The following is a 14,503-nucleotide window of genomic DNA, read 5'->3' on the forward strand; positions in this document are numbered from 1 at the left end:
GTCCTGTAAGCCCAAAGCATCTAACAAGCCATCGCCTCAGGAAAAGGCAGGATAGTCGCCCCGTTGCGCAGGCTATCCAGCAGGTCCGACCACCACTGTGCCATGGCCACGCGTTCCTTCCAGTGTCTGCCGCGATGGTAAGCCGCGCGGACCCTGTCGCTGTCGCCGTGCGCCAACGCGCGTTCGATGGCGTCGTAGGACCATTTGCCGGACTCGTTCAGCAGGGTGCTTGCCATTGCCCGGAAGCCATGTGCCGTCATCTCGTCGCTGGAATATCCCAGGCGGCGAAGTGCAGCGTTGAGCGTGTTGTCCGACATCGGTCGCGTGCGCGACCGCATTGACGGGAACACATAGCCATTCGGCCCCGTGATCGAGCGGATCTCAAGCAGGATGGCAATCGACTGAATCGAGAGTGGGACATGATGTGGCTTGCGCATCTTCATCTTCTCGGCCGGAATGGTCCACACGGCTGTGTCCAGGTCGATCTCGTCCCACCGGGCATGGCGCAGTTCCCCAGGGCGGACGAACACGTGGGGCGCTAGCTGCAGTGCCCATTTGGTCATTCCTTGGCCTTCGTAGCTGTCAATGGCGCGCAGCAGTTTGCCGACATCCTTCGCTTCGGTAACTGCGCCATAATGTGTGACGGTCGGCGTCAACAGCGCGCCACGCAGGTCCCGTGTCGGATCGGACTTCAATCGGGCAGTGGCGATCGCGTAGCGGAACACGGCGCTCGCCAGCTGGAGGGTTCGCCGCGCGCTCTCCAGTTTGCCGCGCTTCTCGATCTTCCGGATCGCAGCGAGCGCGTCGATCGGCTCGATCTCATGGATCGGCATCTTGCCGATCGAGCTGTCGAGCAGGCTGAGGAGATATTCGCTACGCGACGCGGTCACAGGAGCCCATGCCCGGTCACCGTCCCGCCGCCTCTTTGAGCAGTATTCATTGGCGACTCGGGTGAAGGTAATATCCGCAAGCGCTTCCCTCCGGAGTTTCTCGCGATGTCGCTCCAGGGCGGGGTCTTTGCCTTCTGCGAGGAGTCCTCGGGCGTCGTCGCGCAGATTGCGAGCATCGCGCAGGCCAACCTCAGGGTAGGAGCCGAGACTGAGCTTTTTTTCGACGCCGTGGCGCTTGTACTTCATGCGCCAAAGACGGGAGCCGGACGGCGAGACGAGCAGAAACAGGCCTAGCTCGTCGTACAGTTTGTAGGGCTTGTCGCGAGTCTTGGCCTTCCGAATTGCGATGTCGCTGAGAGCCATGGTTGGGGCCTTTCGTAGCGAGGGCCCGAACGGGTGGGGCCTCTTGCCAAATTTGAGGCCCGCAATCCTGCAAAAAAGGCCCCACTTGGCATTGCGCTTTGATGGAACCAGACGAGCGATCACGAACCGGACGGCCAAAAAATACCGCAGATTTCTGCGGTTTACAAAGCCGTATGGGATTTCCTGAGATCGAAAAATGGTGCCGGTTGCAGGAATCGAACCCGCGACCTTCGGTTTACAAAACCGCTGCTCTACCAGCTGAGCTAAACCGGCCCTGGCTTGCTGCGAAGCGAGGCTGGCCACGCATCTGCGCGGTTTGCGGCAGCGGGTCAAGCGGGAAGCGCCGCTTGACCCTGCCTGCAAAAAGTCGCCCGCCGGCAGGTGCTGGCGGACGACTTTTGGTACTCTCGATGGCTACGCTCCCGGGCGGAACCCGGAAGCCCGCATCGCTTACAGGCGGAAGCTGACGCTGCCCGCGAAGGTTCGGCCGTTCTTGTAGAAGGCGGTCGGCGCGCGGCGGTCGCCGCTATACTGATAGTAGGTCTCGTCGAGCAGGTTCTGCGCGTTGACGCTGATCGAGATCTGCGGCGTCAGCTGGTAGCTCGCCGAGAAATCGAGCTGGCTGTAGGGCGCGACCATGTCGAGCGAGTTCAGGCGGCCGATCGTCCGGAAGTAGGACGAACGATAGTTGTAGCTCAGCCGGGCCTGGATCGGTCCCTTCTCGTAATAGGGGATCACGTTGACCGTGTGGCGCGACAGATAGGGCATGTTGAGGCCGTTGTCGGTCGAGGCATCGGCATAGCTGTAGTTGGCCTGCAAGCCGAACCCGCCCCAGATTTCCGCCTGCCCGGCAACCAGCACGCCGTTGACCTTGGCGCTGCCGCCGTTGATCGGACGCGAAACGCCATAAGGAAGGAACTTCTGCTGCAGGCTGTTGAACAGCTGCACGCCTTCCTGGCGGGTGTTGATGATGTACGAACCGATCTCACGCCGGAACAATTCGAGCGAGAGCACGGCGCCCGGACGCGGATAATATTCGGCCGAGAGCTCGTAGTTGGTCGACTCGTACGGCTTCAGGTCCGGGTTGCCGCCGCCGGCGTCGAAGGTGACATCATTCTGGCTGAACGAGCCTGCCAGATCGCTGAAGCGCGGGCGTGCGATGACCTTGGCGACCGCGCCGCGCACCAGCACGTCCGGACGCACCGAATAGGCGATGTTGAACGACGGCAGGAACTTCACATAGTCGTGCGAGACCGAGCTCGGCACGAAGATCGGGGTACCGCCCTGGTTCACCTGGCTGGTCGAGTTCGAGATCTGCTGGGTGTAGACCAGCCGGCCGCCCAGGTTGCCGCGGACGCCGCCCTGTTCGAAGTCGAGCTGGACATAGCCGGCCGCGGTGCTCTCCGAGACGTAATAGGTCGAGGTCGGCTTCGCGACGGGGATGTTGATCGAGTTGTTGAGGATGTCGATCACCGACTGACGCGGAATGTTGAGGAACACATTGCCGTTGCCGGTCAGGTTCAGGCCGTTGAACACGTTGTCCGGCGTCACCGTCGTCGGCACGCCGAGATCGGCGACCGTGTACGGGTTCGCGCGATAGGTGTTGCTGCCGCCGGCATCCTGGCGATTGATGTGGTGGACATATTTCAGGCCGCCGCGGAGCTTGGAGAAGAAGGCGATGTCGACCGGGAATTCCATGTCGATATTGCCGTACATGTCTTCATCGGTGGTCTTGCTGATGTCGATGCCGCCGCTGCGGGCTGCCACCAGCTGCTTGCCGTTGACGATGATCGGCACGCCGTCGATCGTCTGTGCTTCCACGCCGTTGCTGTTGAAATAGTTGGCAGGGTTCTTGAGGTCGCCGGTGAAATCCAGCTTCGCGCTGTTGCCGGTGAACGCATAGCTGTAGGGCAGGCCGATCTGGGTATCGAACAGATACTCCGGGGTCTTGCCGCCGGTCGCCTTGCTCCAGCCGCCGCCGACGGTGATCTTACCGCCGTCGGGCGCGGTCCATTCGAACACGCCGTTGTAATTGTCGGTCTTCAGCTTGGTGCTGCGGACCAGCGTATCGAGCTGGGCATTCTGGGTGACGTTGCGGTCGGCCGCGCCGAAGCTGCCGGCGGTGACCAGGCCGCGATCGATCGTCAGCGACTGCGCGAGCGCGCCCGACCACGCACCCGGGATCACGTACAGCGACTGGCTGTAGTTGTTGTAGTTGCCGTCGATGTGCAGGCCGTTGATCGTGATGCGGGTGCTCGGGCTCGGCTTGTACTCGACCGCGCCAAACAGGCTGGTGCGCTCGCGCTCCTGCTGGAAGAAGGCCTGGTTGATGCCGAACGGGTAGCGCGCGTTCAGCAGATCCTGACGGCTGCCGCCGGTGATCGTCGCGTTCGGGTTCTTCAGCAGCGGCTGGCCGCTCGCGTCGTTCAGGACGTTGCCGTTCGTGTCGGTCTGGAAGAAGTCCTTGCCCGGCGAATAGCCGAAGAACTCGACGCCGCCGCGGACGAGGTTCTGCTTGTCATAGGTGCCGGCAACGAGGATGCCGAAGGTCTGGGAATCGTTCTTCCAGCTGTACAGGCCCGAGCCGCGGACGCTGCCCTTCTCGGCGCGATCATTGTACGAATAGCCGGCCGAGCCGAACAGCGTGTTGGCCTTGAGGTCGAGCGGTCGACGCGTGCGGACGATGACACTGCCGCCGATGCTGCCTTCCTCGAGGCGCGCTTCCGGCGACTTGTAGACTTCGAGGCGCTCGACCAGTTCGGGCGCGAGCAGCGAATAGTTGAAGGTGCGGCTGCTGGGATCGTTGTCGTTGCCGCCCCAATCGGCCGACGCGACGCCGTGGCCATCGAGCAGCATGCGGTTCAGCGCCGGATCGGTCCCGTGGATCGCGACCTTCTCACCCTCGCCGAAGCGGCGATCGATGCTGACGCCCGGAATGTGCGAAAGCGATTCCGCCACGTTGCGGTCCGGGAACTTGCCGATGTCTTCGGACGAAATCACGTCGACGACGGCGTTGGCGTTGCGCTTCACGTCGATCGCGCGACGCAGACTGCCGCGGATGCCGGTAACGACGATCTCGTCGCCGCCGGTGCTGGCGCTGTCGGCATCGCTCTGCGCCGGCTGCGGCGCGGCGTCCTGCGCGAACGCAGGCGCTGCCAGCGCTGCGACGAGCAGCGCTGCCGCGCAGGAGGAAGTCTTCAACGTGAACGACGTGGTACGCATGGTGCTGGGCATTCCTTCTTGATACTTCAAAGATTATTGCCTGCGGCGGGCCGCAGGCTTTGCGCCGGCAGGACACTGGTCTTCCCGGCGAGATCGGTAACCGCATAGGTAAATCCCGGCTGCAGCGCATAGGCGCCGACGCGGCCGTTGCGATCGATGGCGAGGAACGCGACCTGCGCGTCCTTCACGGCATCACCGCGCAATTTTGCGATGTGCAGCACGGCTTCGCGGCACGCTTCCATCGGGTGCATGCCGGCCCGCATCGACGACACGACGCGCGCCGATCCGGCGATCCGCGTCACTTCCTCGCCCACGCCGGTGGAGGTCGCGGCGCCGACATCGGGCTCCACCATCAGGCCGCAGCCGGCCTGGGGGGAATCGCCCAGGCGCCCGCGCAGCTTGAACGCCATGCCCGAGGTGGTGCAGGCACCGGCCAGTCGGCCATCGGCATCACAGGCGACGATACCAATCGTGTCGTGATCGAGCGCCGAACCGCGCTGGTTCTCGATATTGGCGATCGGCTTGTACTTGGCAGTCTTCAGCCAGGCGCGCCACGCCGCTTCGGCTTCCGGAGTCAGCAGCCGCGTCTTGGGGAAGCCCTGTTCGAGCGCGAACTGGCGCGCGCCTTCGCCCACCAGGAAGGTGTGCGGGGTCTTTTCCATCACCCGGCGCGCGACCGAAATCGGGTGGAGGATGTCCTCCAGCGCACCCACCGCGCCCAGATTGCCGCGATCGTCCATGATGATCGCATCGAGCGTGACATGGCCGTCGCGATCAGGATAGCCGCCAAGGCCGACCGAATGGTTTTCCGGGTCGGCTTCGGGCACCCAGGCGGCGGCTTCCACTGCGTCGAGCAGCGAGCCGCTCTTCTTCCACTGGGCATAGCCGGCCGCGTTGGCCGCAGCACCGAAATCCCAGGTGGAGACGATCAGGGCACGCGGGGCTTGTCCCTGCGCGAATGTCGTTCCTGCCGGCAGCGCTGCCGCGCCGGCCAGTCCCCACTTCAATGCCTCGCGCCGATCCAGTCCCATCGATGCACCCCTCTGCAACGCCGTTGCGCCGCGCTCCCTAGCTCAGGCGGGACGTCATCAGACTGTCACCGCTCGGAAGGGATGCTGTCATAGGTTCTATCGGCGTACAATACCAAATAAAGAAATTGGTTTTATATATGAGACGACATGGTCTCATTCGTTACGTTTTGCGCGGGGTTGTTGCTCAAACGCCACGGGCCGGGCGGGTCACGGCCCGCCCGGTGCATGGTGGTCGCTGCCGCCAGGGAGCGGGTCAGCGTGGCGCGGTGAACCCGCCGATTTCCGCGATCGCAAGCTTCGGCTGGGGCAGCGCGGGTTCGGCGAAGCGGAGCCGCAGATAGCGGGCCGGGCGCGCCTGTGCGAAGGCGATGCGCTGCGTCGAGAGCGCATAGGCGATGTTGCTGAACTCGCCGCTCGCGGCAGGCTGCCAGGTCTTGCCGTCGGTGCTGACCTCGGCCGTATAGCCCTTGGGCGGGGCGGCATCGGTCATCACGTGGCGCGACGGCGTGAGGCTGAAGCCGGCCAGCGCGGTGTCGCTGCCGAGGTCGATCGTCACCTCCACCGGCGCGTTCGCCTTGGGCGCGGGTACGGTCCAGATCGTGCCGGGATCGCGGTCGAGTAGCTTCTCGGCGCCTCCCGCCGGCGCGGCGGCGATCTTCCAGCTGCGCGTGTCGATCACCGTCGGGTCCGACGAAACGATCGGCGCGACCGGCACCGGCGCAACCGAGCGGAACAGCGCGAACTCGCTGATCGCGGGGCAGGCCGGCGCCTCGAGGATGCGCAGCCGCACCCGGCGCGGGGCGATCGGCTGGGGCAGGCGCAGGATGCGCTGGGCGGAGATGCACTCCTTCTCGGCGAGCTGCTGCCAGGTGCCGTCGATCTCGGCATCCACCGCGAAGCGGGTCACGCGGACACCGAGCGGCAGATATTCGCGCAACCGGATCACGTCGAAGCGCGTGCCGGGCTTGAGGTCGAGCGTCAGCGTCGGCGTGGTCGCGCCGTCGGGCGTGGACCAATAGGTCTCGCGATTGCCATCCAGCACGCGCGCCGCCGCGAAGGCCGGGCCCCGGGCGGCGCTGGCATGGGCCACTGCGCCCTTGGCGAGATCCGTCGCGAAGGTGGTGCGGATCGCGTCGCCGAAGCTCTTGAGGATCTTCACGTCCTGGTCGGCGATGCGTCCGCGGCGATCGGGGGGCAGGTTGAGGTTGAGATTGGTGCCGCGCCCGACCGACTCGTCATAGAGCTGCACCAGCCGCTCGGGGCTCTTCACCCGCGAATCCTCGTCGGCATGGTAGAACCAGCCCGGCCGGATCGAGACGTCGGTCTCCGCCGGCCACCACAGCACGCCACCGCGCACGCCGGCATTGCCCTCGCTCTGGACATAGGGATGGTTGGGCATGGTCGGCCAGCAGGGATCGCCCGCCACACCGTCCTCATTGCCCACCCAGCGAATGTCGGCGCCGAGCGGATCGAAGGTGCAGGCATCGGGCTGGAGCTGGTGGACCAGCGCCACGATCGACGGCCAGTTGTAATAGGCCGGGGCGTCGATCTTCCGCGTCTCGCGCGCGCCGCCATAATAGCCGTCGCCGCCATTGGCGCCGTCGAACCATACTTCGAACAGCGTGCCGTACTGGGTGCAGAGCTCGGTCAGCTGCGCGCGATAGTAAGCGATATAGGCGGGCCGGCCATACTCCGGATGGTTGCGGTCCCAGGGCGAGAGATAGACGCCGAAGGGCAGCCCGGCGCGCTTGCACGCGTCGGACATCTCGCGGACGATGTCGCCCTGGCCGTTCTTGTAGGGGCTGTTGCGGATGCAATGCTCGGTCAGCCTGGTCGGCCACAGGCAGAAGCCGTCATGGTGCTTGCAGACCAGAATCAGGCCCTTGAGCCCGCCCGCCTTGGCCGCCGCGACGATCTGGTCGGCATTGAAGTCGCTGGGGTTGAAGGTCTTGGGATCCTCGTCGCCATAGCCCCATTCCTTGTCGGTGAAGGTATTCATCGAGAAGTGGATGAAGGCATATTGCTCGCGCTGGTGCCACTTCCACTGGCGGGCGGAGGGCGTTGCGCCATAGGGCTTGGGCGCGGGCGTCCTAGCGGCGGCGCCGGTCGCGGCATGGGCGAGCGCCGGGCTGGCGATGCCGGCGGCGACGAGCGCGCGGCGGGAAAAGGTCGTCATTTGCGTTCTCCGGAGAGGGGTTCTGGAATGAGCCAGGTCTCGGCGACCTGATGGCCACGGCCGCTGCCGCCCATGCCGGCGGGGCGCGTCCAGGCGAGATCGAGCGTGCCGCCGCGCGTGGCGGCAGCGGGGATGGGGATGTCCACCGTCATCGGGTTGGTCTTGCGATCGAGCGGCGGGTGAAGTTCGATGCTGCCATTGGCGACCAGCCGCATCGGCAGCCAATAATCCTCGCCCGCATAGGTGGCGATCAGGCGATAGCGGCGTTTGGGATCTAGCCTAGTGTAGTGGAGCCGTAGCGGCGCGTCGTAGAGGCTCTCGGCGTAGCTGATCCATGACATCCGCCAGCCGTCGTTCGGGGTGCGATCGACGATGCCCTCCACCGCGCCGTGGAAGCGGAGGGGATCGGTGACGGGGCTGCTGCCGCGGACGAGGTGCGGCGCGTTCCAGGGATCGCCGAGATCGTCGTAGAGCGCGCCTTCCTTGGCGCGGGCGTAATCGGCGAGCTGCGCCGGGGTGTGCGTGGCGAGCTGCTTTTCGATCCAGACGCGGTCGTTGAGGTCGACATCGACGCGGTCGAGATTGGCGCCGCGCTCGATATTGGAGGCGCCGTAGAGCTTCACGCTGAGCTGGAGCCGTGCGCCTTGCCATAGCCGCTCAGCGAGGGCGAACAGGCGGGTGCGGAGTGCGGGCACGGGCGCGGGATCGGCTTCGGCCAGTCTTGCGCGTGCCGTTGCGGCATCGACGGCGGCAAGGGCGGCGGCCTCGCGGGCGCGGGCGGCGATCAGGCGGTGGCGGACGATCGCGTCGTAGACCGCGCGGTAACGGAGCGCGTCGATCCGCCAATCGGCCCAGGCCGCGGGCTTGAGGTTGTGGACCAGCGTGAGCGTTGCGTCGATGGCGGTGTTCTCGGCCGGATCACCCGTCCAGTTGTCTTCCAGCGCGAACAACGCCCTTGCCGCCGCGGGATCGCCGATAAAGCCGGCGGCATAGTCGCGCGCGAACGCCTCGGGCGTTGTCTGCGGATCCCAGTCGAGGCGGAACCAGAGGAACTGGTTCGCATCGTCGTTCACGCCCTCGGAATAGGTGACGAAGCCGCTGCTGCCGGGATCGAGGTGGCGGAACAGCGCCGCCATCGCGCGCGGACGCGGGTTGATCGGCTCGCGGCCCTCGGTGAGCGCGAAGGCGGGGCTCCAGCTCTCGACCGGTACCTGCGCGTGCATGGTGTGGGCGATGTCGGGATAGAGCAGCAGCTGATAGCCGGCGGGCAGATGGCGCCGCTGGGTGGAGATTGGGTCGCGGGTCTGGGGCCCGGCGAAGATGCCGGTCAGCCAGCGCGGACGGCGGGCGAGCTGGGCGTAGAAAGCGTCGAGCCCCGCCGCGTCGAAGCCCTGCGTCGAGATCCACACGCCGGCGGCCGGGTTGCGCGCGCGGAGGGCCTCGGCTTCGTCGGCGACTAGCGGGAAGAGGCGATCGGGCGCGGCATGGCCGGGGTCGCCGCCGGGGACGTAGAGCGCGTCCACCTGCGGCAGTTCGCCCAACAAGGTGCGGAAGCGGCTAAGCTCGGCGTCCCGCTCGGCCTGCGTGTCATAGTCGTGCAGGTTGGGATAATAGAGCGCGAAGTCGATGCCGAGCCGATGCGCGATGTCACCGATGCCGCGCAGCGTCTCGAGCGGCGGGGCGGGGAAGAGCGGGCTGGTGGCGTCGTCGTCGGAGACCGGCGCGATCACCTGCACGCCGCTGGCGCCCCACAGCGCGAAATCCTCGATCCGGCGGCGGAACATCGCCAGCGTCCAGGCATCATAGCTGTTGTTCTTGGCGCGATAGCCGATCTGGGTGAGCCGTACGGGCCGCGCCGGCGCGCTGTCGTAGCGCAGCGGCCGCGCGCCGGTCCGCAGATACCAGCCGGCGCCATAGACCAGCCCGCGCGTGCCCTGCGCGGTGATCACCAGCGTGTCGCCGATCCGGCGGACGGCAAAGCCCTCGCGCGGCAGGCGCTTCGGCGCGATCTTCCGCCACACCACTCGGCGCGAGGCGGGGAGGGCGGCTTCCACCGCGCCTTGCGGTGCCAGCAACACCCGCGCGCAGGGCGCATGCCGCTCTTCCAGCCGCGCACGCAGCAGGTCGGCCGCCACCGCGCCGCCGGCACCGGCGGCGACGCAGGGCGCCGTCGTCGTCAGGAGCGCGGCGGCGAGCAGCATCAGGCCGGCGTGCGGCCGTTGGACGGCGGCCGATCGGCCAGCGCGCGTCCGAAGCTCGGGTTCGGCTTAGCCGACATGGTGAAGCGCAGCGTGCCGCCCTTCACCAGATCGGCGTGCGAAATCCAGCTTTTGGTCCATGGCTTGCCGTTCCAGCTTACCGCCGCGACGTAGGGCGTGTCGGTGCGGTTGCCCGGCGCCTCGATCACCAGCGTCCGGCGCTTGCCGACCGTCACCTCGGCCCGCTCGAACAGCGGCGAGCCGAACACATAGGCCGCCTCGACCGGGTCCACGGGGTAGAAGCCCAGCGCCGAGAAGACGAACCACGCGCTCATCTGCCCGCAATCGTCATTGCCGATGATCCCGTCGGGATCGTTCTTGTACATCTCCACGCACAGCCGCCGCACCATTGCCTGGGTTTTCCAGGGTGCGCCGACATAGGCGTAGAGATAGGCGGCGTGCTGGTCGGGCTCGTTGCCATGGGCGTATTGGCCGACCAGCCCCGAAATGTCCGGCGGCGCGTTGTCGGGCAGGGTGGAGGGCGCGTTGAACAGCGCGTCGAGCTTCGCCTCGAACTTGGCGTCACCGCCCATGTGCCGGATCAGGCCATAGACGTCGTGCTGGTTGAGGAAGGTCGCCTGCCAGCCATTCGCCTCGGTATAGTCGCGCCACCAGGGCTTGGGCATATGGCCGAGCTGGACGGGGTCATAGGGCGTCCACCAGCTGCCGTCGGCAAAGCGCGGGCGCGCAAAGCCGATGGCGCCGTCGATCACGTTGCGCCAGTTGCCCGAGCGTTTGCGCAGCCGCTCGGCATCGCCCTTTTCACCGGTCGCGGCGGCGAGGTGCGACGATGCCCAGTCGTCATAGGCATATTCCTGCGTCCGGCTGACGCTCTCGAACCATTTGTCCGCAGGCACATAGCCCATGCGATCGTAGAGATCGCGGCCCTTGCTGTTGTCCTTGTCGTGCGCGGTGAAATCGAAGCTGCGGCGGCGGATGGCGGGCCATGCGGCGGCGTAATCGGCCTCAATGCCCTTCACCTGCGCCTCGGCGAGCGGCACGACGCCATGCCAGCCGATCATCGTGCCGGTTTCCTTGCCCTGGAGCGGCCAGACCAGCGGGCCATAGGGCGACTGCGCCGTCTGGCGGATCAGATCGTCGACCAGCGACTTGGTGCGATCGGGCGCGATCAGGGTGAGCAGGGGATGGAGCGCACGATAGGTATCCCACAGCGAATAGGTGCTGTAGGCTGCACCACCCTTGGGAACGCTGTGGATCTGGCCGTCCATCCCAAGATAGCGGCCATCAGCGTCGGAAAAGAGTGTCGGCGCGAGCTGGGCGTGGTAGAGCGAAGTAGTGAGGATGGTGCGCTGGTCGGCGGTGCCGCCCTCGACCTTGACCACGTCGAGCGCCGGTTGCCACCGGGCGGTGGCATCGCGGCGGGTGCGATCGAAATCCCAATGTCCCGCCTCGGTGACCAGATTGGCGCGGGCACCGGCGACATCGACGCCAGAAATCCCGCAACGCACGAGAATCGGGGCGTTTCCTGCGTCCGCATAATGCAGGACGGCCTTTAGTCGCCGGCCGGTGACCTTGCGGCTGCCCGCGGGCTGCTCGGCATCGTCATCGGCGTAGAAGGTGATGCGATCGGGCTGGCGCGAGAGCTGGAGCGCAAAGAAGAGCTTGCGGCCCTTGGCCCAGCGGAAGACTTGTCGCCGGCCGGTGATCGTGCCGTCGGGCGCCACTTCCAGCAGCGCGTCGGCGATCAGCGGCGGGCTGTCCGAGCTGTCGAGCACCAGATGCGAGAGATCGAGCAGGATATGCCCGGCGCCGGCCGGAAACGTGTAGCGATGCCACCCGGTTCGCTCGGTGACGGTCAGCTCCGCGCGCACGCCGTTTTCGAGCGCGACGCGGTAATAGCCGGGCTCGGCATGCTCGTCATGATAGCGCTGGCGATAGCCGGTCTCGGGCTTTTCGCGGGTGCCGGGCTGCAGCACCACCGGTCCCCGCGCGGGGACGACGAGCAGGTCGAGCATGTCGCCGATGCCCGTGCCCGAGAGATGGGTGTGCGAAAAGCCGAGGATCGAGCCGTCGCTATGATAATAGCCCGAGCAAGTCTCCCAGCGTTCCACGCCGGTATCGGGGCTCAGCTGCACCATGCCGAAGGGCAGCGTGGCGCCCGGATAGGTATGGCCGGTGCCGCCGGTGCCGATGAACAGATTTGGAGCAATGCGGGAGGGCGGCTGGGCGAGAGCGCCCCGGGGAACGGCAACGCTCGCAAGTCCGACCGCGCTGGTCGCAAGCAGGTGGCGGCGGGTGAGCATCACAACGCCTCCTGCAACAGTCCGGGCTGCACCGAGGCGAGGTGGACGAGCAGCTCGCCGAACAGGCCATTGGCCCAGGCGAACCAGTCACGCGTGTATTTCGCCGGGTCATTTTGGTTAACGGCTTCATGGATGAAACCGGTGCCCGCGTCGCTATCGCTAAGCATTCGCAGGATATTGCGAAGCGTTCGCACGTCATCGCTCATGGTAAAGGCGCGCATTATCAACGACATCGGCCAAACCTGGCCAAGGCCGACATGCGGTCCGCCGATTCCTTCTACCACCTTGCCGCGCGACCAATAGGGGTTCGCTTCACTCCACGCCGCGGCAGCAGTGCGTCGCCAGATCGGTTCGTCACGGTCGACGCAGCGGAGATAGGCAAGGCTCGACAGCGACGGCACATTGGCATCGTCCATGAAGATCGCGTTGCCAAAGCCGTCGACTTCGTACGCCATCACTTCGCTGCCGTCGCGCAGCCGCATCGTGCCGTATTCGCGCAACGCGGCTGCGACTTCATCGGCCAGCGCCGTCGCTTCGTTCGCAAGTGCGGAGTCCTGGCGCACTGCCATCGCAAGCACAGCAAGCTCGCGCAGCACGGTCACGGCAAAGTGGTTGGCTGGAATGAGGAACGGATAGACGCAGGCGTCGTCCGACGGGCGGAATCCGGAATGGATCAGCCCGACGGGCCGGGTCGGCGCGCCATAGCCGTCCAGCATCAGCGTTTCGGTCGGCCGATCGCTGGTGCGCGTGAAGCGATAGGGGCCGGGTCCGTCCTTGCGCTGCTGCTCGCGGAAGGTGCGGATGATGGCGCGCGCGGAGGCTGCCCATTGCGCGTCGAACGGTGTCGTATCGCCGGTCGCTTTCCAATAATCATGCGCCAATCGAATGGGATAGCAGAGGCTGTCGATCTCCCATTTCCGCTCGGCGACACCCGGTTTCATGTCGGTATGGTCGTGCAGGGCCCAGCCTAGCTCGGTATGGGCGTGCGGATCTTCCAGGAACGCGTTGGCATACGGATCGAGCAGGATGCAGCGCGCCTGGCGGGCGATCAGGCCCTGATAGAGCCGGCGCAGATCGGCATCTTCCTTGGCGAGGTGCAGATAGGGGCGCACCTGCGCCGAACTGTCGCGCAGCCACAGCGCGTCGATGTCGCCGGTGATCACGAAGGCGTCGGGCTTGCCGCCGACCACGCCCATCTTCACCGTGGTATCGAGCGTGTTGGGATAGCAGTTGGTGAACATCCAGCGCAGCTTGGGATCGGCGATCTTGCTGGAAACCCGCGCGATTTCGCGCTCCACCGCCTTGCTGACGAAACGGCGGTCGGCCGGTGCGGGGCGCTTGCTGACGAAACCGGGCTTGTCGGCGGCGAAGGCGGGCGTGGCGGCGAGCGCGAGGCCCGAGCCGAGCAGGGTACGGCGATCGATCATTTCGGCAGCTCCTGTGCATCGCCGTTGAGGGTGAATTCGGTCCATTGGCCCGCGCCATCGCCGGGCTGACCGCCGCCGATCCAGACGCGATAGGTGCCCGGCAGGACGCGGCGGGTGCCGTCGCGCGCGACGCTGCTGATGCTGCGCGGATCGAGCGTAAACGACAGGCTCGCCGACTTGCCCGGCGCGAGCGCGGCGCGCTGGAAGCCGGCGAGCTGGCGCTGCAGCACCGGCGTGGTGAACCCGCCTGGTTTTCCCACATCCGGCGTGACGACATAAACCTGTGCCACTTCCTCACCGCTGCGGTTGCCCGCATTGGTGAGCCTGGCGCTGACCTGCACCGGCTGGCCGATGCCAGCGGCCTTCACCGCCACGTCGCCATAGGCGAATTTGGTGTAGCTCAGGCCATGGCCGAAGCCCCAGAGCGGCTTGCCGGTGAAGTAGCGATAGGTGCGCTCCTTCATGCCGTAATCCACGAACGCCGGCAGGTCGTCGACCGAGGCGTAGAAGGTCAGCGGCAGGCGGCCGGAGGGATTGTTCTTGCCGGCCAGCGTCTCCGCGATTGCGGTGCCGCCTTCCTCGCCCGGATACCAGGCTTCGAGGATCGCGTCCGCCAGCGACGGATCGACCGCCACCGCGCTGCCGCTGGTGAGGACGAGGACCAGCGGCTTGCCGGTCTTGCGCAGCGCCTTGAGCAGCTCGAGCTGCGGGCGGGGCAGCGCGATGTCGGTCCGGTCGCCGCCGATGAAGCCGGGGATCGAGACGCTGAGCGCCTCGCCCTCGAGATCGGGCGAGAGGCCGAGCACCGCGACGATCGTATCGGAGTTCTTCGCCGCGTCGAGCGCCTGGGCGAGCATCGGCTCGGCAGGCGG

The 14,503-nt window shown here is 66.3% G+C and carries 8 protein-coding genes and 1 tRNA gene; all 9 read right to left on the reverse strand.

Translation table 11 applies throughout. The features are described 5' to 3' along the window. Window positions 1–20: 20 nt before the first annotated feature. Window positions 21–1,253 (reverse strand): tyrosine-type recombinase/integrase, encoded by a 1,233-nt coding sequence (locus tag SAZ01S_RS07620; protein WP_084581633.1) that lies wholly within the window; start codon window positions 1,251–1,253, stop codon window positions 21–23. Between the two features lie 197 nt (window positions 1,254–1,450). After that, a tRNA-Thr gene (locus tag SAZ01S_RS07625) sits at window positions 1,451–1,526 on the reverse strand. Window positions 1,527–1,703: 177 nt separating this feature from the next. After that, on the reverse strand, window positions 1,704–4,475 hold the full coding sequence (locus SAZ01S_RS07630) for a TonB-dependent receptor (protein ID WP_084581652.1): 2,772 nt from the start codon (window positions 4,473–4,475) through the stop codon (window positions 1,704–1,706). A 26-nt stretch (window positions 4,476–4,501) separates the two neighbouring features. Continuing rightward, window positions 4,502–5,506 (reverse strand): glycosylasparaginase, encoded by a 1,005-nt coding sequence (locus tag SAZ01S_RS07635; protein WP_084581635.1) that lies wholly within the window; start codon window positions 5,504–5,506, stop codon window positions 4,502–4,504. A 253-nt stretch (window positions 5,507–5,759) separates the two neighbouring features. Then, window positions 5,760–7,682 carry an alpha-L-fucosidase gene (locus tag SAZ01S_RS07640; protein ID WP_084581637.1) on the reverse strand — a complete coding sequence of 641 codons (1,923 nt, stop codon included), beginning with the start codon at window positions 7,680–7,682 and terminating at the stop codon, window positions 5,760–5,762. Continuing rightward, window positions 7,679–9,883 carry a hypothetical protein gene (locus SAZ01S_RS07645; RefSeq protein ID WP_084581639.1) on the reverse strand — a complete coding sequence of 735 codons (2,205 nt, stop codon included), beginning with the start codon at window positions 9,881–9,883 and terminating at the stop codon, window positions 7,679–7,681. The genes SAZ01S_RS07640 and SAZ01S_RS07645 overlap by 4 nt, the downstream gene beginning before the upstream one ends. After that, the gene (locus SAZ01S_RS07650; protein ID WP_084581640.1) at window positions 9,883–12,204 is read right to left on the reverse strand and encodes a GH92 family glycosyl hydrolase; all 2,322 of its coding nucleotides are present in this window, start codon (window positions 12,202–12,204) and stop codon (window positions 9,883–9,885) included. Before SAZ01S_RS07650 ends, SAZ01S_RS07645 begins: the two co-directional genes overlap by 1 nt. Next, window positions 12,204–13,631, reverse strand: a complete 1,428-nt coding sequence (locus SAZ01S_RS07655; RefSeq protein ID WP_084581642.1) for a glycoside hydrolase family 125 protein — start codon at window positions 13,629–13,631, stop codon at window positions 12,204–12,206. Before SAZ01S_RS07655 ends, SAZ01S_RS07650 begins: the two co-directional genes overlap by 1 nt. Further along, window positions 13,628–14,503, reverse strand: an 876-nt coding sequence (locus SAZ01S_RS07660; RefSeq protein WP_174596099.1) for a glycoside hydrolase family 3 C-terminal domain-containing protein, incomplete at its 5' end; no start/stop codon positions are given. The genes SAZ01S_RS07655 and SAZ01S_RS07660, both read right to left, overlap by 4 nt.

This window comes from Sphingomonas azotifigens NBRC 15497, assembly GCF_002091475.1.
Taxonomy (GTDB): Bacteria; Pseudomonadota; Alphaproteobacteria; order Sphingomonadales; family Sphingomonadaceae; genus Sphingomonas; species Sphingomonas azotifigens.

Bases quoted from the DNA above. Each gene is read 5' to 3' on its own strand.
- SAZ01S_RS07645 (WP_084581639.1), bottom strand. From the start codon at position 9,883: ATGCTGCTCGCCGCCGCGCTCCTGACGACGACGGCGCCCTGCGTCGCC.
- SAZ01S_RS07635 (WP_084581635.1), bottom strand. From the start codon at position 5,506: ATGGGACTGGATCGGCGCGAGGCATTGAAGTGGGGACTGGCCGGCGCG.
- SAZ01S_RS07630 (WP_084581652.1), bottom strand. From the start codon at position 4,475: ATGCGTACCACGTCGTTCACGTTGAAGACTTCCTCCTGCGCGGCAGCG.
- SAZ01S_RS07655 (WP_084581642.1), bottom strand. From the start codon at position 13,631: ATGATCGATCGCCGTACCCTGCTCGGCTCGGGCCTCGCGCTCGCCGCC.
- SAZ01S_RS07620 (WP_084581633.1), bottom strand. From the start codon at position 1,253: ATGGCTCTCAGCGACATCGCAATTCGGAAGGCCAAGACTCGCGACAAG.
- SAZ01S_RS07650 (WP_084581640.1), bottom strand. From the start codon at position 12,204: ATGCTCACCCGCCGCCACCTGCTTGCGACCAGCGCGGTCGGACTTGCG.
- SAZ01S_RS07640 (WP_084581637.1), bottom strand. From the start codon at position 7,682: ATGACGACCTTTTCCCGCCGCGCGCTCGTCGCCGCCGGCATCGCCAGC.